The organism is Streptomyces sp. NPDC047706 (assembly GCF_043204795.1).
Classification (GTDB): domain Bacteria; phylum Actinomycetota; class Actinomycetes; order Streptomycetales; family Streptomycetaceae; genus Streptomyces.
Window position 1 is genome coordinate 45,967 of sequence record NZ_JBIDCW010000038.1, and the last position, 20,217, is coordinate 66,183.

Below are 20,217 nucleotides of genomic sequence, written 5' to 3' on the forward strand. Positions count from 1 at the left end.
GAGGTCGTCGCGTGAAACGCAACGGACGCATCACCCTCGTCGTCGGCCTGGTGGCGGTCGTCCTCATGGCCTTCCGGGTCTCGTGGAACGCGCTGTCCGACGTGGCCCGCGCCATCGGCGCCGACCCCACCGCCGCCCTGCTCTACCCGATCGTCATCGACGGGCTGATGGCCCTCGCGCTGGTCGCCACGCTCGTGCTGACCGGTAACGACCGTAAGTTCGCGCTGCGGGTCCTGGCGACCTACACGATCGCCAGCCTCTTGCTGAACTACGTGCACGGCCTCATCCCGGCCCTGCACACCGAGTCGGTCCAGTGGGGCCGACTGGCCGACTGGGACCCCGCGAACTGGGCCCTTGTGCTGCTGGCGACCTCGCTCCCGGTCGGGTCGATCTACTTCGGGTCCGACCTCGTGGCGAAGGTGCTGCACCACAACCCCGAGTCGGCCGACTCCGCCGAAGCAGCCTCTGCCCACTCGGAGAGTCGGCAAGCCGGCGGGCAGGCCGCACGGTCGAGGTCTGACCAGGCCGAATCGCCTCCCGAGCAGCTGACCGAGTCGGCCCCCGTGAAGGTCGCCGAAGCAGCCGTGACGAGGCCGACCAAGGCCGAGGAGTCGGCCCCCGCCACCCGACCGCCCCGGTCGGCCACCGCAATGGAGTCGACCGGAGCCGCCCCGCGTCGGGCGACCGGTCGGGTCCGCACCACCGCAAAGTCGACCGCCGACCGCACCCGCACCGACGCTGCCATCCTCGACGAGGCCCGACTCCTCACCGCCAGCTGGAGCGACGACCGGCTGACCGCCGAGCGTCTGCGCAGCGAACTACGGATCGGCCAGAAACGCGCCCGCGCCCTGCGCGACCAGCTGCAGGCCGAGCGCACCAGCCAGGCCGAACCCACCGCGTACGACGACTTCGAGGCCGAGCCTCTCGACGGACTCGACGAAGCCGCGCCCCAGCGGCAGAGGGAACTCGACACCGCCCGACCCCCGCAAACGCACCTTCGCCCCCTTCCGGCTCACCCGTGCCCCGCGCAGACAAGCGCGGAGCACGAGGCCGCGCAAAGCGAAGCACCCGACACCAGCACCCCACGGAGAACCGTTCCATGCACGATCCGCACCGCGAACTCGCCACCCGTCAGCAGGAGATGACCACCGGCCTGAACGGCGCAGCAAGCAAGGGCGTTGGACCGTCCATCGGCCGGTCCAACGCGGACGCCTCCGCGCCGGGGGTCGCGGAGGATCAGCTCCGGCGCGAGGGCGCGCCGGAGCAGGAGTCGGGGGCGGGCGAAGACGTCGCTGCCGAGCAGCAGACACCTGTCGTACGCGCTGCCGACGAAGCCGCGCTCTATCGTGTCCTGCGCCGCCGCGAACGCTGTGACGACGGTCGTCGCGAGGCCCGTGTCGATGCCCGTTACAGCGACGACGAGAAGGCCGCGATCGTGGCCAGGGCCAAGGCGATGGGCATCGCCGGCGCCCACCTGGTCGGCGCGGTCGTCATGGCCTTCGTCAACGGCGAGACGCACCTGCCCGAACGGCGCACCGTCTACGACGATGCCATCGACGAGTTCGCCGCTCTGCGTACCGAGATCGCCCGGATCGGCACCAACGCCAACCAGATAGCGCGCCGTCTCAACTCCGGCGGTGATCCACACCCTGTGGACGCCGCCGTCCTGGACCGGGCCGAGCGCCTCCTGGCCACTGCCCGCGACGCGATGAAGGCCGTGGACGAGGCCGCTTTCCGGGCCGCCGGGCAGAAGGCGGGCCGGGCGTGATCGCGAACATCGTCAAGCCGGGCAGCAACACCCGCGGCGTACTGAGGTACCTCTTCGGGCGGGGCAAAGCCACCGTGCACAGCGACCAGCACATCGTCGCCTCCTGGGACGGCTTCGTACCCGACCCCGGCCCCGAAGGCAGCCCTGGCCACGAAGAGCGGATGGACCAGCTCGTCAAGGCTCTCGACCTGCGCGTCAAGCAGGCCGGCGACCAGGCCCCGGCGGGGCACGTGTGGCACTGCTCGCTGCGCGCAGCGCCCGAGGACCGCATCCTCACCGACGCCGAATGGGAACACATCGCGCGCCGCATCGTGCACGCGACCGGCATCGCCCCCACCGGCGATCCGGACGGCTGCCGCTGGATCGCGGTGCGCCACGCGGACGACCACATCCACATCGTCGCCACCAAGATGCGCGGGGACCTGCGGCCGCCCCGCAACTGGAACGACTACCACCGTGCCATGACCGAACTCATGGCGATCGAGGAAGACTTCGGCCTCACCCGCGTCGCCCGCGGACGCCAGGCCGCCGCCCGCACCCCGGCCGCCAAGCGCCCCACCCGCGCCGAGCAGGAGAAGGCCAAGCGCACCGGCCGCAGCAAGGATGCACGCGCAGAACTCCGCCACGTCGTCCGCACGGCGCTCGCCCGCGCCGAAGACCTTCAGGAGTTCTTCAACCTGCTCGCCGACGCCGGTCTCCAGGTCGAAACCCGCGCTCTGCCCTCCGGTGACCTGCAGGGCTACAAGGTCGCCCTGCCCGGCGACACCAACGACAACGGCGAGCCCGTCTTCTACTCCGGCTCCAGCCTCGCCACCGACCTTTCCCTCCCTCAGATACAGCAGCGTCTCACCGCCGCCGAAGCTCCCGCCACCGAACCCTCACCGGCCGGGCGCCGATTCAACCCGTGGCACCAGGCCGCCATGGCCACCGAACGCATCCGCCACCACATCGACCACAGCTCCGCCGACGTAGCGCAGGCCCACCTGGTCGCCTTCGGTGAGACCCTCTACGCCCTGCCCCTCTACGCCCCCGCCCATCTGAAGGCCGAACTCCACCGGGCCGCCGTCGCCTTCGAGCACGCCGCCCACACCCGTGCCCGCGTCGACCACCAGCACGCTCGCGCGCTGCGCGGCGCGATCCAGGCGATGCGCCACCACCCCGCCGATGGCAGCGGCCTGGCGATGCTCCTGGACGCCGCCATCCTCGTCGTCACCGCCGTCCAGCGCCACAACGCGCTGCGGCACCACGACCGGCAGGTCGCCGCCGCCCGCCAAGCCCTGCTCCACCTCCGGGCCGCCTACGACCAGACAGCCCCCGAACCCCTGGCCACCATGGCCGCCCACAAGCCTCCGGCCAATACCGTCCGCCGGTACGTCCAGCACGTCCGCGACGCTGTTCCGGCCTACGCCGAGCAGATCCTCGCCGAACCCGCCTGGGAGGCCCTGGCCGCCACCCTCGCCACCGCCGAGGCAGCCGGGCACGACCCGGCCGAACTCCTCCACCACGCAGCAGGGCGACGCTCGCTGGACGACGCCACGTCCCCGGCCAGGACCCTCACCTGGCGCATCCAACGCCTCGGCAAAAGCCGAACTCGCGACACCACACAAGGAACCGCCCATGCCCTCCTCTGTTCGCCCTAACCTCGTCGTCCTCCTCACCGAAGTGGACAGCACTCGCCCCGATGACCCATCGCTCCTGTATCGCCGCAATGGGACCCTATTCACCACCGCCGAACACGACCTGATCTGCACCGCCACCCCGGCAGAGATAACCGCCGCGAACGCGCAGCGACGGCTTGAGAACGAGTGGGCGCGGGAAACCCACGCGATGCAGAAGGCCCTCGTCGACCTATTCATGAAGTACGTCGACCAACTCCCGGACGGCTCATGCAGCAACATCTACGCCACCATGACCGACGAGGACTACGCGGAATACGAGCGCCTGGTCAAGATCGTCGCCGCACGAACCGGCCTCGAGTACCGCGCCGAGCACGAAGACAACTGACCGGATGCACACCAACGGCGGCCCACCCAGTGGGCCGCCGTTGCGGCAGAACCGAAGCGGCTGCCGATTCACCCCGTAGACCTGACCACCGTGGCCTTGGCGACCGCCTTGCGCACCTGGGCATCGACAAGGCCGGGGCTACCGGAGACCACGACGAGCACCATCCCGGTGCGGACGGCCGTCTGCTTGACGACGCTGCTGCGCCCGCCAGCGGCGAAGGTCAGCAACTGGCTCCACTGCTCGTCGCCCAGCCGACGGGCGACGAGCACCTTCTGAGTCGTGACCGTGACGGGCGTACTGCCGGCGAGGACCTGGTAAGTAGGGCAGGAGGTCATCGCCTCGAAGATCCGGTCCACGCTCCGGGAGAGCTTGTCCTCGGCGTTGCTGTACAGCTCCTCGGACAGCTCGGAGTCGCTGCCGCCGGCGTAGGTGAAGGACGCCTTGGCCTTGCGGGGGAGGGCGAGACTTGCGCCGTTCACCGCGGCGTCGCCGAGCTTGGCCAGCGCCGGGCAGCCGATCACGGTCACGTCGTCGTGCGCCGCCGTGCGCTGTGGCATGCGGGTGTAGTCCTCGCCGAGGTCGCTCTCGTCCAGGAGCCGTTTGGCCAGTGCGGTCGAGGACAGGGGAGAAGGCGCCGGGGCACTCTGGCCGTCCGGGGGCACCGGGACGGTCGTGGACGACCTCGGGCTGGGGGAGGTGGCGCTGCCATGGGTACAGCCCGCCAGGGCCATGACGGTGAGGGCGGTGAGGCTGAGGACGGTCGTGGTGTGAACGCGCATAGGAAACCCCTTTGTGGCCTGCGAAACGGACGGTCTGACCAGGCCGGCCCTCCTGGTGCCGGCAGTACGAAGGGGCAGGGGTTTCGGGAGGTCAATGACCGAGGTGGCGCAGGCCCTCTTCGAGAGTGGGGTGGAACGGTCGACGGGACCGGAGTGACGGTTGAACCAGGCCGCATCCAGGCCGGGCTCCTTCGTTTCGTGGCCCGCCCGACAACGCAGCCACACCGAGTCGTCGCGCATGCAGAAGACGATCCAGTCCCGGTACACGCCGCACCCGGGGCACGTACGGACCTCGCCGTCGACGAGGAGCGGCTGCAGCCAGCGTATTATTACCCCGGCCACCTCCTGGCGCGACGGCAGCCGCAACTCCGGCGGCAGGAAGTCGGGCACCGCCGCCTCCTCCGCGACAGGGTCCTGTGGGGTCGGCTCGGGGCAGTCGGTCCACGGCTGGGTGGCCTGCAGTCGCAGGAGCAGCTCGTAGCCCGCACGCTGGGCTTCACGGAATGCACGGTCCTCACGAGCCCGTCGAAAGAACAAAGCTCTCTCCTTCTCTGTCATCGGGCGAGTGCGGGGTCGCACCCCGCCTGACCTGCTACTACTCGGGAGATCAGCGACGAGCTGCACCACAGCGGCGCCTCTGGCATGGAGCGTCGTCAGCTGCAGCGGACGACAGTGAGACGCCCCTCCGCGATCTCGGGCACGGTGCGGCGGGGCACCGGGACCGGGGAGGCGAGCGAGGACGCGAACGCGGCCACCAGCGCATGAGGGACGCTGGCGCTGAAGCTGGCACACCACAGATACGGCGCGCCGAGCGCGGGCTCCGCCCACGCCTGCCAACCCACCAAGTCCGGCCGCGGGTCGGCGTCCTCGATGAGCGGCGGCAGCATCCCCAGGGAGACGCAGGAGGAGAACCCGGGGTCCGTAGCGGTGGTGCGGGGGCGGTCCACGTCACGGATCCAACCCCGGGCACTCAGCGCGTCGAGGACCGTCTCGGGCTCCTCGAAGCCGGCGTCGGGCGCCTCACGGGCGTCGATCGCCACGAGGAGATCGGCAAGCGCCTCGTAGGAGACGTCCGTGGTGAAGTACGCGTTCCACTCCGGCATCGCGGAGGCGGCATGGCCGCGGGCGCTCAGCTGCCAGGCAACGGGCAGACCGCCCAACTCGAACGGATAGGCCGCAAGGACCCACTCGGCCCCACGCAGCCCGTCCGGGCTTGCGTAGAGAAGGGTGCGACGGGAGGTGGGCCACATGCGCCAGCCGAGGTCGGACAAGGTGTCGTCGATCCGCTCGGCGAGCACACCGTCGTCACCGGCCAGATGACGCGGGGTGACCCAGTACACCGGGTCCGGCACGTTTGGTCTGGAGTGGTGCGGGAGCAGGGGCGCCTCCATGGGCTCGTGGGGTGGAACACTGGCCGTGCAGGATCACCGGTATCGCCTCGTTGACCAGGTCCTCCGGCAAGGTGTTGCAGGTTGACATGGCTACACAGCTGCGCACCAGTCATTCCTGGATCTTTCGTGTCTGCCTGTGGCGAACTGGGAAATGCACGGGCAGGCTTACCCAAAGAAGCGAGCACCGCTCACGTAGCTCCGGTGTTTGATCGCCGATGGCTTTCGTGGTGCGCCCCGTGGCTCAGACGCGGCCTTGACCAAGGTCTACGAGGACTGTTTCGTTAGGACATCTGATAGCCGGGCTTCCTCGGCGCGGCCGTCACGTCTGGCTGCCTCTGGTTTCCTCGCCGCCGAAGCCTCCGCCAGAACCACCCAGGCGGCCTTGGTTCCCCAGTCCGTGACCTGGAACCCCCACTGTCCCTGGGTCAGCTCGTTCACGATGTGCAGTCCCCGTCCGTGCTCAGTGAGCAGCCCACTCACTGCCTCCGATGCGGTGGCTTCCGGCGAGGCCACTGCAGCCAGGTAGAGGCCCGTAGGAAGCAGAGGTTTCCCGTCGTGGATCTCGCAGATGTATTTCCCGGCAACAGAGCGAAGGTGCACCTCGTAGGGGCCGCACGCGTGCTCGTGCGCGTTTGCCACGAGTTCCGAGACCGCCAAGACTCCGTCACTGATGACGTCGTCGGAGAGGCCCAGATCTTTGAGAACACGTCGCAGGACCGAGCGGGCTTCGCCCGGCGGGTTGATGGTGTGGTCGGTCCAGCGGTACACAAGGGCGGCAGACGGCGCACTGATCATCGGGCGGCGGACCTCCTGTGAGTGACGTCGGTGGCCTCCTTCCAGGGCTCCGGAGTAGTCACGGCAGTGGGTACGACACCGAAAGGCTTACGAAACCTCAGAAAGCAATCGGTATCGAGTGTGTCCGACCCCTGGGAGAGTCGTGGCTCAAGCACCCGGCAACGAGACCGGTCGCGAGTCACTCGCTCAACGATGGCTGCCGATGCCCCTGATGCTCATGGGCGTTTATGAGCGCAGGGTGCGAGTGGGCGACAGGGCACTCCAGCGAGACCGCCGACCCGCTGTCGGCCTTCGCCTCCGCTCGTCTGGTCACTGAGAGTATGGGTGGGTGAGTGCTGACGTGTTTGGACGCTGGGTACCGGATCGACCCGAGGATGTAGCCGAGGTCTTCGCCAAGGCGGACTTCCTGTGGTGGATCGCCGGTGGCTACGCGATCGAACTCGCGGTCGGCCGCGAGCTGCGCGCACACGGCGATCTCGACGTCCTCGTCCTCCGGCGTGACCAGGCCCTCGTACATGAATTGCTGGCCGACTGGGACCTGCACGTGGCGGATCCGCCCGGCCAGGGGGAGTTGCGACCGTGGCGTCCTGGAGAGGTCCTTCGGCCGCCGCTCCACGACATCTGGTGCCGCCGTACTTCCAAGGCGCCCTGGTCGGTGCAGCTCATGCTGGACGAGGCCGAGGGCACCCAGTGGGTCTCGCGACGCACCCCGGAGATCCGGCTCCCGATCGACCAGCTCGGGCGGACGGGCGAGGCGGGCATCCCGTATCTGGCGCCCGAGGTGCAGCTCTTCTACAAGGCAAAGGCGACCCGGGACAAGGACGAGACCGACTTCGAAGCGGTACTGCCGCTACTCGACGCTCCGGCACGTGCCTGGCTGGCAGACGCGATCAAGGTGATCGCGCCCAACCACCCCTGGCTTCGCCGGCTCCTTCCGGTCAGCCGAACGTGAGCAGCGGAACGTCGTAGAGGTCGGGGTTCCGGGGCCGGGTCATCGTGGGCGACGTGACCTCCACGATCAGCAGCTCGCTGAGGAACTGGACCTTGGCGCTGAGGAGATGGCTCGTCCTGCCGTCGGCCGACTGGGCCTTCAGGCCGGCGGAGACGTGGATGTGCGGAATTATCCCGCCGGTGGCCGGGTCGTGGGCGAGCGTGCCCGCGCCGAACGCCTCGACGTTGGTGACGTACGTCTTCGCCCAGACCGGTGCGTCCGGGTCGGCGAGCTTCTCGCAGGCGCCCACGATCTCGGCCTCCGCGAAGGCCCCGATGAACGAGGGGATGTAGCCCTGCCGTACGCCGTTGTCCCGGCAGAAGGTGGACAGCGCCTCGAAGAAGTCCTCCCCGTGGTCGAAGGTGACGCCGAAGGTACGGCCGACGGTCAGCTCGTGAGCACGCATGTGCGGGTGTCTCCTGACGAGGTGGAATCAGCGGGCGGAGGCGGTGGTGAAGGTCTCGCGGACCGTCGCCCCGTCGGCGCCCTGGGCGAGCAGGGCCTGCAACAGGAGCCGCGCCTGGTACGGGCTGAGGTCTCCGGCGCCGATGAGTCCTCGTCCGAGGAGGTCCTTCTCGGAGCCGGGGAAGCCGTAAGTGTCGGACAGGACGGGGCCGTTCCCGATGCGGGAGGCAAGAACCACGGGGATGCAGGACGCGAGCTTGGTGAGTCCCTCGACGAGGCGCTCCGGGACGTGGCCGACGCCGAAGGCCGCGACCACGAGCCCGTCGCAGTTGCCGTCCCACAGGTCGAGCAGGGCTCCGTCGTCGCCGAGGGTGACGGTGTAGAGCCCGACGCGCGCCTCACGGTCGGGGGCACCGACCAGCGGTCCACGGCACGGCAGGCCGCCCACCATCCGCACCCGGTTCTCCGCGATCCGCGCGATCGGGCCGCACGCCGGTGAGGTGAAGGCAGCAGGGCTGGTGGTGTGCGATTTGCGGACGGTCCGGGCCGAGTGGATCTCGTCGCCAAGCACGACGAGGCAGCCGGCGCCCCGCAGGCCAAGGTCGGCGGCGGCCAGGACGGCGGCGTGAATGTTGGCCGGTCCGTCGGCGCCAGGAAGGGTGGGATTGCGCATCGCGCCGGTGACGACGACCGGCTGCTCGTGGCCGTGGTAGAGGTCGAGCAGGAAGGCCGTCTCCTCGATGGTGTCGGTGCCCTGGGTGATGACGACGCCGTCGACGTCACCGGCCTCCAGCTCCGCCGTGATCGCGGCCGACAGTGCGGCGAGGTCATCGAAGGTCAGGGAGGCGCCGGGCAGACGCCGGAAGTCCCGCACCTTGAGGCCGATGCCGCTCGTGGCCAGAGCAGGTACCGCGGCGAGGAGTTCGTGGGCCGAGAGCGCGGGTACGACACCTCCGGTGGCGGGATCCGTGGTCATGGCGATCGTGCCGCCGAGGGAGAAGACCGCCACGTTCCTGACCGACTCCGTCATATCCCCTGCTCCCCTGTCCGGACGCCGCCGAGCACGGCCTCACGAGTGGTTCACGCAGGCTATCGGGTCGGCGCCGTCCGGGTACGCGGGGTGATCACTAGCTGCTCGGCCACGAACCGGCAGGCAGCCTCCAGCCCTTCGAGGCCGAGCAACCGGCTGCGCGGCCGGGCGAGCCGTTCCGTGCTGGCGGCCGACAACTGGGCGCACCGGCGACCGAGCCAGGAGGCGTCGAGGCCGAGGTACTCCGCCGTCGCTGCGAGGCGCTGTCCGGCCTGCTCGGCCGCTGTGGCCGAGTGGTGGCTGACGTGGCCAGTCACATCGGCGAAAGTCCGCAGGGCTCCCGGCCGCGCGGTGACCGCGAGGTGGGAGGCTCCCTCGGTCCGTACCCAGGAGGCGATGACAGCCCGGCATCCGGGAGAGAGAGCGAAACCGTCTGTGTGTGCGAAGCCTCCGTCGTCGGTCACCCAGGTACGGATGCCAAAGGACTCCATGAGCGCGATGGCGAGGAACAGCAGAACGCGCTCGTACGCCGGCGAGGAGGCGATCGCGGTCTCGGGGAGGCAGAATCCCCGGCCGCTGGTGTCGCCCGGACGTCGGGGGGCCATTCGTTCGAGGTATCGGTACTTGTGCCGGAAGAACAGCCATGTGGCGGCCTCTTCACCACGCTGTTCCCTGGTCCAGAAGACGGGTGCGTCGCCCAGGTGGTCACGGTTGCCCAGGATGTACCGGGCTGCTGTCTCCGAGCCGATGAGCATCCGGGAGACCTCGGTCAGTGCCTGGTTGGCGGCGATCGGCGCGCCTGGGGAAACGGTGAGCGATGTCAGCGAGGTGTGCAGGGGCTGGTCGTCGCCGAGCAGTGCCGCCTCGAATCCCGACACGGCCCACAGGATGCCGTAGGTGAGGTCGTCCAGTTCGTACGCGGCGGGGATGTCGACCGGGTCGGATGCCGTGGCACTCAGGCCGCTCGATCGGGCATCCGTGACGAACTGGCGTACCGCCCCGTCCACCGTGCGGTTCGCGACGACGAGCGCGCGCATCGGCATGGTGCGCCAGGCACCCAGCTCCGGGCGGGAGTCGAGTCTCAAGTTGTCCCCGAGGAAGGAGGCCGCAGGAAGCGTCAGCACGGGAAGCGCCGTCGTCGAGATGGACCGGCCAGCGGGTAAGAGAAGTTGGCCCGGCCCTTCGGGCAACGCCGCGTACCCACGGGCTCCGGTGTCCGCCGTTCCCGGGCGGCCCGTGGCGTCCGGGGTGTGCGGCTCGGCCGTGGGCAGCAGCCCGAGCAGTTCCTCCGGAACTCCCAACGCATCGGTCCACTGGACGAACTGCCGTCGGTCGCGGATCTGCTTGAGCCCGCGTTCCAGCCGGCTGACCTCGGCCTGGTCGATGCTGACCATCCGCGCCACGCCGGCCTGGGAGAGGCCCGTGTGCTTCCTGAACAGCTTGACGACGGTGCCGAGTTCCCATGCGGCCACGGCTCGCCGAACCGTCGGATCACGCCAGAAGGCAGGGTCGGCCCGTCGGGCGGCCGACCCGTCCTGGCACGAGGCGCATCGAGTACCGGCGTTGAAGCGACTGAGGAGAGCACCGCAGCGCGTACACCGCCGCTGTCCGCTGTCGACCATGGTCGGCATTCTCCCTCGCTCTGCGACCACCGGGACACGTTCCGCTGGCAGGGCTCATAAACACTCATAGGCGTGGGCCTTCGTCGCGGCCATCGTGGTGGAGCACCACCGACCGGAGCCGCGTGCCGCGACTCCCCGGACGTGAGGATCCGACCTGTGACCTCCTTGACCCTGCCGCCCCCGCCACCCGGTTCGCCGCCGCTGGCCCATGCCTGGCAGACGCTGGCGGACGGGCTGCTGACCCAGCGGCTCCATCTCCATCTCGACGAATGGCGGACTGCCGTCGCCGAGGAGAAGGCGCTGCCGGACGTGGCGGGCGCCGATGTCTCCGTGCTGGCCCAGTGCCCCTCTCCGCTGCCGGCAGGCGACGAGTCCGCGAGGGCGCTGCTGGAGGACGTCGGCATCGACTTCTGGTGGGAGCTGCCCCAGCGGCACGGAGCGGAGTCTCGGAATCAGCACGGGGCACTTCACCGCGCCGCCGACACCGCTGCCCAGAACGTCCTCGCGGAGCAGTCCGGGGCTGCCTGGTCCGACGCCGTGACCGCCGCCAGCGCCGCCGCCGCATGGTGGGTGGGCTTCTTCGCGGTCATCCGCCACCGCGGGGTACACCACATCACGCTGGAACCGCACCCGGGCCCGCTCCACGAACAGGCCCTGGGCACCGCGGTTAGCGTCGTGGCCAACGGCATGGCCACGCGGGTGCTGGAGACGGCGCTGCGTAACTCCGCCGACGACCCGGCGCTCCGCGCCGCGTACTGCCGGGCCATCGATGCGGGCATCTGCGCCGAGCCCGAGCTGCCCCGCCTCATCGACGAGTTGGCGGAGCTGCGGCTAGTGGACCTGGTATCCACCACGGCCCGCTGGCGGGGCCGCTTCATCAAGTACGCCGGCGGCACGGGGGCGGGGCAGGTCGAATGAACCACCGCTATCCGTTCATCGTCATCGAGGGGCTCGACGGCACCGGCAAGACGACGCTGCGCAAGGGTCTGTTCCGGCTCTGGGAGGGGCTCTACGGCGTCACCCCGCTGTGCGTGCTCACCACCAACTTCCTCGCCGCCGACCAGGCCGCCGCCATCGTCACCGGCAAGTACCAGCCGAACGCCGGGAACCGTGACGCCTACCTGTCCGCGATCGCGGCAGACAAGCGGGCCACGCTGGATCGCCTCGTGCTCCCCCAGCGGCCGGCCCGGCCCGTGATCGCGGATCGTTGGCTCCTCAGCGAGCTGGCCTTCTTCGGCGTGAAGCACGGCGTGAGGGCGCCGGAGACATACGAGACGCTGGCCGCGCACCTCACCGCTGCCCCCGATCTCACGCTCGTCCTAAACCTGGAGACCGACGCCTCGATGAGCCGGGCGAAGGCCCGCCAGGGTGACGCCGTCCGGGCCGACTGGGATGTGCACGACGTCCAGAGCCGGGTTCGCGAGACCTACGAGGCCGTGGTCACGAAGCCCGACGAGTTCCCGCTCCTCGGCGACGTGGTCCGCCTGGACGCCCGCCGGCCCCGGTCCGAGGTGCTGCTCGCCGCCTGGGACGTACTGCGCGAACGGCAACTGGTGCCGTCGCTCGCCGCCCACGCGGAAGGAGAAGAGACCCATGGCTGACGGCACGAAGGCGACGCATCTGCGTGAGGCGCTCGCCGACAGCGAGCGGAAGCACCCGCTCCTGGCGATCGGTGCGGTGAACGCGCTCGCCGCGCACGTCGCGGTGGAGGCGGGCTTCGACGCCCTGTGGGTGAGCGGTCTGGAGGTGTCGGCAGCCTCTGGGCTGCCTGACGCCAACGTCCTGGGCCCCCGGGACCTGTCCGACGTGGTCGCCTCGCTCGGCCGTGTCACCGAACTGCCCGTCATCGTGGACATCGACAACGCGGGCGGCTCGGGGCGCACGGCGGAGCGGTTCGCGTACGACCTGATGCGCGCCGGAGCCGCTGCGGTGTGTGTCGAGGACAGCGCGTACCCGAAGTGCAACAGCTTCGCGGCCCACCGTGTTCAGAGCCTCGCCGACCGGGACCTGCTGTGCGAGCAGGTGGGCCGCATACGGAAGGTCGCCGGTGACGGACTCGTGATCGTGGCCCGCACCGAGGCCCTGATCGCCGGCGAGGACATGGCCACGGCGATGGCCCGTGCCGAGGCGTACGCCGAGGCCGGAGCGGATGCGGTACTCATCCATTCCAAGGACGCGACCGGTGATCAGGCGCGGACCATCGGGCGTGCGTGGAGTCACGGCGTGCCGCTGGTCAGCGTGCCCACGGCGTTCCCCGACCTGAGCGCCGCCGAACTCGGTGAGGCCGGCTTCCGCCTCTGCATCTACGCGAACCAGCTCAGCCGTGCCGCCCTCGCAGGTATGCGCACCGCCGCTCGTCAGTTCCAGCGCGGAGGGAGCTTCCGCTCCACCGTCGCGGGCTCTTTGGCGGAGGTCGGCGACCTGCTGCGCGTCGGCGAACCGGAGGCGCTGTCGTGCCTCTGACGCCCGAGCTGCCTCGGATCAGTGTGTCCGTGAAGGCGGCGATCGTGCGCGACGGCACCGTCCTGCTGCTGTCGTATGACGACGAAGCCGGATTCCACTACAACCTCCCGGGTGGCAAGGCCCAGGTCGGCGAAGACCTGCGTCAGGCCGTGAACCGCAAGGTCGCACAGGAGACCGGCCTCCAGGTCGTGGCCAGGCGTCTGCTGTGCGTCGTCGAGTACGTCCCCGAGTCGTGGCAGGGCGAGTTCGGAGACGTACAGAAGGTTCAGTTCAACTTCCTCGCCGAGCAGGTGGACGACGCCGAGCCGCGCATGCCGGAACCTCCGGACCCGATCCAGGTGGGCTTCGAGTGGGTTCCGCTGGAACGTCTGAGCGACGTGTACCTGCTGCCCCGGATCAACCGCCCGCTATCGGCGGCGTTGAACGGGGAGCTCCCCGACCCCTTCGTGGACAGGTGGTGACCTTCATGGATCCGACGTTGAAGGATCTGCGGGAGTGGCTGCTGCGGGAGCACTCCGGGACGGTCTGTGCCGACCGACTCAGCGTGATCGCCGGCGAGCTCGCCGACCTGAGCGCCCGCGGTCTACCGGGCGCCGTGGTGGAACTCGGCTGCTACAGGGGTGCGATGGCCCTCTGGATGCGTAGCGTGCTCGACTCGCTGGGCGATCTCGACCGCGCGATCCACGTCTTCGACTCCTTCCAGGGCATGCCCGCGCCCGGCGCCGAAGACTCGGACCATCTGGCGGCGGGCGAGCTCCGGTCGTCCCCGGACGACGTGCGCGCCACGCACGCGGCCTGGGGCAGGCCGGCGCCGGTCATCCATCCGGGATGGTTCGACGAGACCCTTCCCAAGGAGCTGCCCGACGAGATCGCGTTCGTCTACCTGGACGGCGACTTCTACGACTCGACCCTCACGGGACTCACGCACTGCGTCACCCGCCTGGTACCGACGGGTGTGTTGCTCGTCGACGACTACGCGGACACTGCGGTCAATCCGCGGGCCTGGGACGGGCTCCCCGGGGTGAAGCGCGCCTGCGACGCGTACTTCGGCGCGCCGTCGCCCGTGACCGTCGTCGTCGGCGAGGGTGATCTCGCCTTCGGCAGGTACGAGAAGCCGGAGTCTCTCGGATGAGCGCAGTCCTCGTGGTGCGCGGTGCGGCGGACTCAGGGGCGATCCGCCGCGCGCTGCCCGGCGTTCTTGTGCACGACTTACTGGACCTGAACTCGCCTCTGCCCGCCGACACGGCCGTGATCGTCCTGCGTTCAGGCGTCCGACTCGGCGAGCGGGAGCTCGACGCGCTCCCTCGTCTGCGGCACGTCGTACGGACCGGTTCCGGCATCGACCACATCGACGTGAGCGCCCTCAGGAAGCGTGACATCACTCTGCACCGAAATGCCGAGGCCGGCGCGGGCGCCGTGGGCGAGTGGGTCCTCGCCGCTGCCCTCGCACTGGCCCGGCGGATCCCCTTGGGGCAGCACGCGCTGCTGCTCGGCCAGCACGAGAAGCAGGCATGCATGGGCGCTTCACTCGGCACCCTGGCCACAGGGATCTGGGGCGCGGGCCCGGTGGGGCTGGCCGCCGACTGGGCCCTCGCCCCCTACGTGGGCCGCACGGCCTTCGCTGCGTGGCCGTCGAACCCTCCCGGTCTGCGTGAGCTGTCGCAGACAGCGCTCATGGAGCAGTCGCAAGTACACGTGATCGCTCTGCCGCTGCGCCCCACGACCGAAAACCTCTTCGGCGAGGACTTCCTCGAACGCGTTGCTCCGCAGCGGCCTCTGCTCATCTGCGCAGGGCGGCTGGAGACCCTCGACCTCACCGCCTGCCTGCGGGCACTAGCGGACGGGAGGCTCTCGGGTCTCGCCCTTGACCCGGTCGAGCGGGAGCACCTGCCGCTCCTTACCGGCTCCACGACGCCACCGCTCAACCTCCTGGCCTCGCCCCACATCGGCGCCCAGCGCTCCGACGTGCGCGGCGCACTCGACCGATGGGCCGTCGATCTCCTCAGGGAGATCACCGCCGACGACAAGATCCTGATCGAAGAAGGCCACCGGTGAACCCATCGGCACGACGGCGCCGGGAGATCGCCGACAGAGTCGCCCAGGCGCTGCTCGCATCCGGTGAGGCCCGCGAGGTCTGGCTGGAGGGAGCCCTCGCCTGCGGCTTCGCCCACGCGGCGAGCGACATCGACCTGCGTGGCATTGTGGACGGCCCCCTTCCGGCATGGGAGTCACGCATCGTGGACGGCGTCCGTGTCGACCTCCAAGCGACGGACCCACAGCGGGCGGAGGAACTCCGTCACCTGCTCCGCTCCTTCGACGTCTGCCGCGACGACCTCGGATCGTTCCGCCAGGTACGCGCCTCGATGCACGACCTCATGAGCCTGCGCACCGCTCTCTCGTACGGCTCCGGACGCTGGGATCCGGTACTCGATCCCGGGGAGCGCCAGGGCTACCGACGCTGGGCGGTCGCCGACCAGGCCGAGGTCGCGGCGAGCCTCGCCGAAGACCTGACCGGCCTCGTCGAGGACGGCCTGGCCGAATCGGCCGGCGTCGTGTGCCGGAAGCTGGAGACCTGTCTCGCCGCGCTCGAGTGCGCGACTGCCGGGCATCCGGTCCTGGGCGACAAGTGGCTGCCGCTTCTTGCCGGCGCTCCATCCCGTCCGCCGATCGACCCGGCGCGCGCAGGAACGTGGGAGTGGTTCCGTCCAGTTCAGCGACGCGTGACCAGAGCGCTCCTGGGCTGCTGGCCCGTCAACGACCCGCTGCGGACGCCCCCCAACCTGGGTGCCCCTGACGCCGGCTGGCTGCCCCAGCGGTATGCCGACGGATGGTTCCTTCGCCGCGGCGACGTCCACATCCCCATCACCGGCGGACAGCTTCTCGGGTGGCTGTCCACGGTCTCCACCGATGGCGCGTAAACCGCGCCTCTCCTCCTCGGGAGGTCTCTGATGCCCGTCACGCGCACCGCCCCCACGGACCTGGAGAGTCTCTACGCCTCATTGTCGAGCACCGGGCCGGACACGGCGGTCTCCGTCATCCTCAAGCTGCGGGGAGAGACCTGCGACATCGACTGCCTGTACTGCTTCGAGAAGCGCAAGGAGTCACCGGGCGGCGCCCGTATCAGCACGGAACAGGTCCACCGCCTCGGTTCGATCTTCTCCGGGCGTCCACTCAGCGTCGAACTCCACGGCGGGGAGCCCCTGACCGCCGGCCGGGAACGGATCGCGGAGATCCTGGACGCGCTCGCCGCACAGCCGAACGTCATCCGCGTGAGCCTCCAGACCAACGGTCTTCAGCTCGACGACGCCTGGCTGGACCTGTTCGAGCGGCACTGTCCGGAGCTGGAGATCGGCATCTCCCTCGACGGGGACGCGCTGGGGAACTCGTGGCGCGTGGGTTACGACGGCCGCCCCACGTACCCGCGAGTGGTCGAAGCCCTGGAGCTCCTCGGCCGTCGGGAACGCCGCGTCGGCGTCATCTGCGCCGTCACCCCGTACGTCCTCGGCCGGGCTTCCGAGGTCATGAAGCACCTCGCCTCCTTTCCCGCCGTGACGACGGTCAGCCTGGTGCCGTGCTTCGACGCGGCGGTCACACGGTCGACCACGGTGGTCGGAACCCGTGCGCCGACCAGTCGGGCACTCCAGCGACGGGCCATCGGACCCACCGGCCCGGCCTGGGCCGTCACGCCTCGTCAGTACGCCGACTTCGTGTTGGAGGCCGCCCACCACTGGGTCGCCGACGGAGTGTTCCGCCGCGTCAAGTTGGAGCCCGTCGTCTCCGTCATCCGCCGTCTGAAGGGGCTGGGGACCCGTTCCTGTCACTTCTCCGACTTGAAGTGCGACCACGTCCTCACCCTCTATCCCGATGACCGCCTGGGAAGCTGTGATGAGCTGCCCTGGCCGCAGGCTGGCCTCGCCTCCCTAGGCGACGTCCACACCGAGGCAGACGTGGCCAGCGCCCAGGGCAGCTCTCCCTTGCTTCAGCAGGCACGCTCCCTGATCACGAAGTGCACGACCTGCGACTACCGCGACACCTGCGGCGCAGGCTGCCCGGCAGTCCGCCTCCGTTTCGCCGCCGCGGGCGACGAAGACACGTACTGCGACCACCGCATGCGCCTGATCGACGGCGTCGCCACCCTCCTCGCCCAGCCAGACCTCCCGCCCGGTGCCTCATGTTCCCGGTTGCGCTGGCGTCCCGTCCGCCCCAACAACATGCACCACGTCTCCGCCTTCCTGGCCCGCTGGGACGACCCCACTGTTCCCCGCTCGCCCGCGCGTCTCCAGGTCAGCGCCAACGGGAACATCAACACGGTCGGCCTCCCTGGCGTGCACGAGGCAGATGATCTCGACCCTCACCATCCCCAGTGGTACGAGGGCATCGAACCCGGCATCCGCCCGGTCGTCGACGTGCTCACCTCAGGCTGGAACGCCGTCACGTACGACAGCTGCCAGGGCCACGCCTACGCCGACCTTTCCGGAGCCGAGCCCCGGTTCCTCTCGGTCGGCATCCTGCCGCGCGACCGCGCCGAGTACGCGCGTACAGCTGCACGCCTGTGCCGTGCCGCCAGCCGAGCCGAGTCCTCCCTGCCGGGCGCGTGTTCGCTGGTCCTCGGTCGCAGCGAACTCGCCTGCCGCACCACCGGCCGGGTGTATCCGGCGCTCGACCTCCATGTCGTACCCGCTGCCGGCACCACGGCGGCCGAGTACTTCGAGGACCTCGCCCAAGCGGTGCACGTACTCACGGAGGCCCTGACCGAAGCCGTCTCTGCCCCGCCCTCCACCCTCTGCGCATGCGGAGGCGATCAGTGATCCACATAGCCGAGACTCTGTCCACCCGTACCGTGGAGGGCTTCCTCAAGCCGGACGAGATCGAGCGACTCAACCTCGTCATGGACGACACGCTCAGCTCCATCGGGCGCGACCGGTACGGCACGGCCCGCCGTACCACCATCCATGAGATCCCCGGTCACTCACCCGCCGAGGCGCAGGACGTCTACGAGCCAGCGGGTCGGATCGAGGTCACCGAGATCCCGTACGAGGCGACCACCCTCCTCGACCAGGCCCTGAAGCTCCACATGGCCGCGATCATGCGCACGCTACCGTCGATCACCGGCCATCGGCCGTGGATCTACCTCGAATACGGCCCCGGCCAGTACATCACCCCGCATGCCGATGGCATCGCCCCCGATCCCCTCACCCGTCCCCGCCAGATCGCCGCCGCGACGGTCACGCTCACAGACATCCACGACACCGGCGGCGCGTTCTACGTAGAGACCACAGGCAGCGACGCCGTCTGGACCGCCGACGAGGCGCCGGTCGGATCGGGTTACGCCCAGGGAATGCGCTTCGCACACGACGGGACCGACATGTCCTCCCCCTGGTTCCGCACCATGCCCCGCACCCGATGGAGCGTCGCACCCGCTCCCGGCACGCTCGTGGTCTTCGGCAGTCAGCTCGTCCACGGCACCGAACCTGTCCGCGCCAGCCGCGTTCGCAAGTTCCTCACGCTCTTCGTCTCCGAGTAGGAGGCTTCCCCGCCATGACCGGTCCCCGCGGCCCGCCCCGCAGCCACTCCCCCAACCCACAGCCCCGACCAGAGGAGAGAGCGAGCAGTGGCAGAAGACAAGACGTTCGACGAGTTCCTGGAGGCAGTCGCGTCCCTGCGCGACAGCGACCCGGTGCGCACCACCGCGCACACCTCCAACGCGGCCACCGAGACCTGGCTGGCCACCACGGTGCAGCACGACGCCGCTGAGCCCACCACCGAGTCCTGACCCGCAACGGGGCCGGGCCCGTCCGGGTCCGGCCCCGTACCACCACCGGAGCCCCAGATGAGCGCGCTCTCCTCGGAATCCCTGGTCGCCCTCGGCGGCATCGCTGACCATCAGCGCCTACGGACCAGCCGTATCACCTCCGTACTCGCCAACCGCCTCGGCTCGTCCGCCCTCGACTACGCCGTGGCCCACCACCTGCTCGAAGGCGCCGAACACGCGGCGCGCGCCCGGGACGCGGACCGTCTCGCCTGGTACCGCCGCGCGACGGTGGGAGACCTGACCCATCTGTCGGCCAGCCCGCACATCGTGCTCAACCCGCGCAGCGCGGAGATGCTCCGCTCGGAGATCTCCGAAACCGCGTACTACCTCGTCGGCCCCGACAGCAGCCCTGCCTCACCCGAGGCCCATGGCCTCGTTCGTGCCGCCACCGCCTCCGCGACCGAGCACGGCTTCGGGAACCTGCTCACCCAGCACGCCCCCGTCATCTGCCTGCTCAACCATCGTCGACTCGACGAGACCCTCCACAGCTGGGCCCTCACCCGCCTCCCGGGCACCGTCTTCACCGACTACACCGCCCACCCCGAGGTCCTGGCCCGCGACCTCATCCACGAGGCCGCCCACAACTGGCTCAACGACGCCCTCGCAGCACACGACGTGCGCCTCCCCACGGATGTCACCTTCTTCTCGCCCTGGCGAAGCACTGACCGTCCCGTCTTCGGATTCCTCCATGCGTGCTGGGCGTTCGCCCTCACCGTGCTCTACACACGAGAGGCTCGGCACAGCGCCACGGACGCCGTCGCACCCTTCCTCGACACCCACCTGCGCCACCAAGCGGTTCAGTTCGCTGCCGCCACCGAGCAGGTGGAACAGGCCCTCTCGTACGTGACCTCACACGAGATTCGTGAACGGATCGGTCGCGCGGTCGGCAAGGTCGTGGATCCGGCGGGATCAGAAGAACGCCCTGCGGCATCCTGACGCCATGCTGTTCATGCTCACTGGGTCAAGCTGCTCGGGCAAGACGACCCTCGCCTTCGCGGTGGCCGGTCGGCTCGGGAAGGTGGCCGTGCACGACACCGATGAGCTCGGTGTGCCGGAGGACGCTTGCTCCTCGGTCAGCTCGCCTCCGGCGGGCTTCTTGTGCGGGTGGCGGAAGCCGTCGCCGGCGTTCTCGTAGCCGAGGTCGACCAGGGTCGGCA

At 69.8% G+C, this 20,217-nt stretch carries 22 protein-coding genes and 1 pseudogene; 16 read left to right on the forward strand and 7 right to left on the reverse strand.

Features of this window, described 5'->3' with window-relative positions; all coding sequences use genetic code 11:
• Positions 1 to 11: 11 nt before the first annotated feature.
• Genes ACGF8A_RS32350 through ACGF8A_RS32365 form a run of 4 tightly spaced genes read left to right on the forward strand, consistent with a single transcriptional unit; the run spans position 12 to position 3,772 of the window.
• Positions 12 to 1,145, forward strand: a complete 1,134-nt coding sequence (locus ACGF8A_RS32350; protein WP_393113939.1) for a DUF2637 domain-containing protein — start codon at positions 12 to 14, stop codon at positions 1,143 to 1,145.
• Positions 1,100 to 1,768, forward strand: coding sequence for a plasmid mobilization relaxosome protein MobC (mobC, locus tag ACGF8A_RS32355; RefSeq protein ID WP_393113941.1), 669 nt, complete (start codon positions 1,100 to 1,102; stop codon positions 1,766 to 1,768). The genes ACGF8A_RS32350 and mobC overlap by 46 nt, the downstream gene beginning before the upstream one ends.
• Positions 1,765 to 3,408, forward strand: a complete 1,644-nt coding sequence (locus ACGF8A_RS32360) for a mobilization protein (protein WP_393113944.1) — start codon at positions 1,765 to 1,767, stop codon at positions 3,406 to 3,408. The genes mobC and ACGF8A_RS32360 overlap by 4 nt, the downstream gene beginning before the upstream one ends.
• Entirely contained in the window at positions 3,386 to 3,772 is a 387-nt protein-coding gene (locus ACGF8A_RS32365; protein ID WP_393113946.1) for a hypothetical protein, read from the forward strand. Before ACGF8A_RS32360 ends, ACGF8A_RS32365 begins: the two co-directional genes overlap by 23 nt.
• A 68-nt stretch (positions 3,773 to 3,840) precedes the next feature.
• Here the strand turns inward: ACGF8A_RS32365 and ACGF8A_RS32370 are convergent, their stop codons facing one another.
• From ACGF8A_RS32370 to ACGF8A_RS32380, 3 genes are all read right to left on the reverse strand, one after another.
• The gene (locus ACGF8A_RS32370; protein WP_393113948.1) at positions 3,841 to 4,551 is read right to left on the reverse strand and encodes a hypothetical protein; all 711 of its coding nucleotides are present in this window, start codon (positions 4,549 to 4,551) and stop codon (positions 3,841 to 3,843) included.
• Between the two features lie 653 nt (positions 4,552 to 5,204).
• A complete protein-coding gene (locus ACGF8A_RS32375) occupies positions 5,205 to 5,942 on the reverse strand; it encodes a DUF317 domain-containing protein (protein ID WP_393113949.1) in 738 nt (245 codons plus the stop codon).
• A 264-nt stretch (positions 5,943 to 6,206) separates the two neighbouring features.
• Complete coding sequence (locus ACGF8A_RS32380; protein ID WP_393113951.1) at positions 6,207 to 6,737, reverse strand: ATP-binding protein; 531 nt, start codon at positions 6,735 to 6,737, stop codon at positions 6,207 to 6,209.
• A gap of 328 nt (positions 6,738 to 7,065) precedes the next feature.
• Between ACGF8A_RS32380 and ACGF8A_RS32385 the strand changes: the two genes are divergently transcribed.
• A complete protein-coding gene (locus ACGF8A_RS32385) occupies positions 7,066 to 7,689 on the forward strand; it encodes a nucleotidyltransferase domain-containing protein (protein ID WP_393113953.1) in 624 nt (207 codons plus the stop codon).
• Here ACGF8A_RS32385 and ACGF8A_RS32390 read toward each other — a convergent pair.
• Genes ACGF8A_RS32390 through ACGF8A_RS32400 form a run of 3 tightly spaced genes read right to left on the reverse strand, consistent with a single transcriptional unit; the run spans position 7,676 to position 10,635 of the window.
• Entirely contained in the window at positions 7,676 to 8,134 is a 459-nt protein-coding gene (locus tag ACGF8A_RS32390; protein WP_393113956.1) for a PPC domain-containing DNA-binding protein, read from the reverse strand. The genes ACGF8A_RS32385 and ACGF8A_RS32390 overlap by 14 nt on opposite strands.
• A gap of 27 nt (positions 8,135 to 8,161) precedes the next feature.
• Positions 8,162 to 9,163: an asparaginase gene (locus tag ACGF8A_RS32395; RefSeq protein ID WP_393113958.1), complete on the reverse strand. Its 1,002-nt coding sequence runs from the start codon at positions 9,161 to 9,163 to the stop codon at positions 8,162 to 8,164.
• Positions 9,164 to 9,222: 59 nt separating this feature from the next.
• Complete coding sequence (locus tag ACGF8A_RS32400) at positions 9,223 to 10,635, reverse strand: helix-turn-helix domain-containing protein (RefSeq protein ID WP_393113960.1); 1,413 nt, start codon at positions 10,633 to 10,635, stop codon at positions 9,223 to 9,225.
• Between the two features lie 306 nt (positions 10,636 to 10,941).
• Here ACGF8A_RS32400 and ACGF8A_RS32405 point away from each other — a divergent pair, with 306 nt between their 5' ends.
• The 11 genes from ACGF8A_RS32405 (at position 10,942) to ACGF8A_RS32455 (ending at position 19,996) form a co-directional block, all read left to right on the forward strand.
• Entirely contained in the window at positions 10,942 to 11,703 is a 762-nt protein-coding gene (locus ACGF8A_RS32405; protein WP_393113962.1) for a hypothetical protein, read from the forward strand.
• Entirely contained in the window at positions 11,700 to 12,386 is a 687-nt protein-coding gene (locus ACGF8A_RS32410) for a dTMP kinase (RefSeq protein ID WP_393113965.1), read from the forward strand. Before ACGF8A_RS32405 ends, ACGF8A_RS32410 begins: the two co-directional genes overlap by 4 nt.
• Positions 12,379 to 13,248: an isocitrate lyase/phosphoenolpyruvate mutase family protein gene (locus ACGF8A_RS32415; RefSeq protein WP_393113967.1), complete on the forward strand. Its 870-nt coding sequence runs from the start codon at positions 12,379 to 12,381 to the stop codon at positions 13,246 to 13,248. The genes ACGF8A_RS32410 and ACGF8A_RS32415 overlap by 8 nt, the downstream gene beginning before the upstream one ends.
• Complete coding sequence (locus tag ACGF8A_RS32420; RefSeq protein ID WP_141585210.1) at positions 13,239 to 13,709, forward strand: NUDIX domain-containing protein; 471 nt, start codon at positions 13,239 to 13,241, stop codon at positions 13,707 to 13,709. The genes ACGF8A_RS32415 and ACGF8A_RS32420 overlap by 10 nt, the downstream gene beginning before the upstream one ends.
• Positions 13,710 to 13,714: 5 nt before the next feature.
• Positions 13,715 to 14,380 carry a TylF/MycF/NovP-related O-methyltransferase gene (locus ACGF8A_RS32425; RefSeq protein WP_141585211.1) on the forward strand — a complete coding sequence of 222 codons (666 nt, stop codon included), beginning with the start codon at positions 13,715 to 13,717 and terminating at the stop codon, positions 14,378 to 14,380.
• A complete protein-coding gene (locus ACGF8A_RS32430; protein ID WP_393113971.1) occupies positions 14,377 to 15,303 on the forward strand; it encodes an NAD(P)-dependent oxidoreductase in 927 nt (308 codons plus the stop codon). The genes ACGF8A_RS32425 and ACGF8A_RS32430 overlap by 4 nt, the downstream gene beginning before the upstream one ends.
• Positions 15,300 to 16,166 (forward strand): hypothetical protein, encoded by an 867-nt coding sequence (locus tag ACGF8A_RS32435; protein ID WP_393113973.1) that lies wholly within the window; start codon positions 15,300 to 15,302, stop codon positions 16,164 to 16,166. The genes ACGF8A_RS32430 and ACGF8A_RS32435 overlap by 4 nt, the downstream gene beginning before the upstream one ends.
• Positions 16,167 to 16,196: 30 nt before the next feature.
• Complete coding sequence (locus ACGF8A_RS32440) at positions 16,197 to 18,056, forward strand: radical SAM protein (RefSeq protein ID WP_393113976.1); 1,860 nt, start codon at positions 16,197 to 16,199, stop codon at positions 18,054 to 18,056.
• A complete protein-coding gene (locus ACGF8A_RS32445; RefSeq protein WP_393113978.1) occupies positions 18,038 to 18,772 on the forward strand; it encodes a 2OG-Fe(II) oxygenase in 735 nt (244 codons plus the stop codon). The genes ACGF8A_RS32440 and ACGF8A_RS32445 overlap by 19 nt, the downstream gene beginning before the upstream one ends.
• 87 nt (positions 18,773 to 18,859) lie before the next feature.
• Entirely contained in the window at positions 18,860 to 19,021 is a 162-nt protein-coding gene (locus tag ACGF8A_RS32450; RefSeq protein ID WP_158288253.1) for a hypothetical protein, read from the forward strand.
• Between the two features lie 57 nt (positions 19,022 to 19,078).
• Positions 19,079 to 19,996 carry an aKG-HExxH-type peptide beta-hydroxylase gene (locus ACGF8A_RS32455; protein WP_393113980.1) on the forward strand — a complete coding sequence of 306 codons (918 nt, stop codon included), beginning with the start codon at positions 19,079 to 19,081 and terminating at the stop codon, positions 19,994 to 19,996.
• Here ACGF8A_RS32455 and ACGF8A_RS32460 read toward each other — a convergent pair.
• Positions 19,970 to 20,217, reverse strand: a pseudogene (locus ACGF8A_RS32460) (hypothetical protein); the annotation flags it as partial. The gene ACGF8A_RS32455 and the pseudogene ACGF8A_RS32460 sit on opposite strands and share 27 nt — an antisense overlap.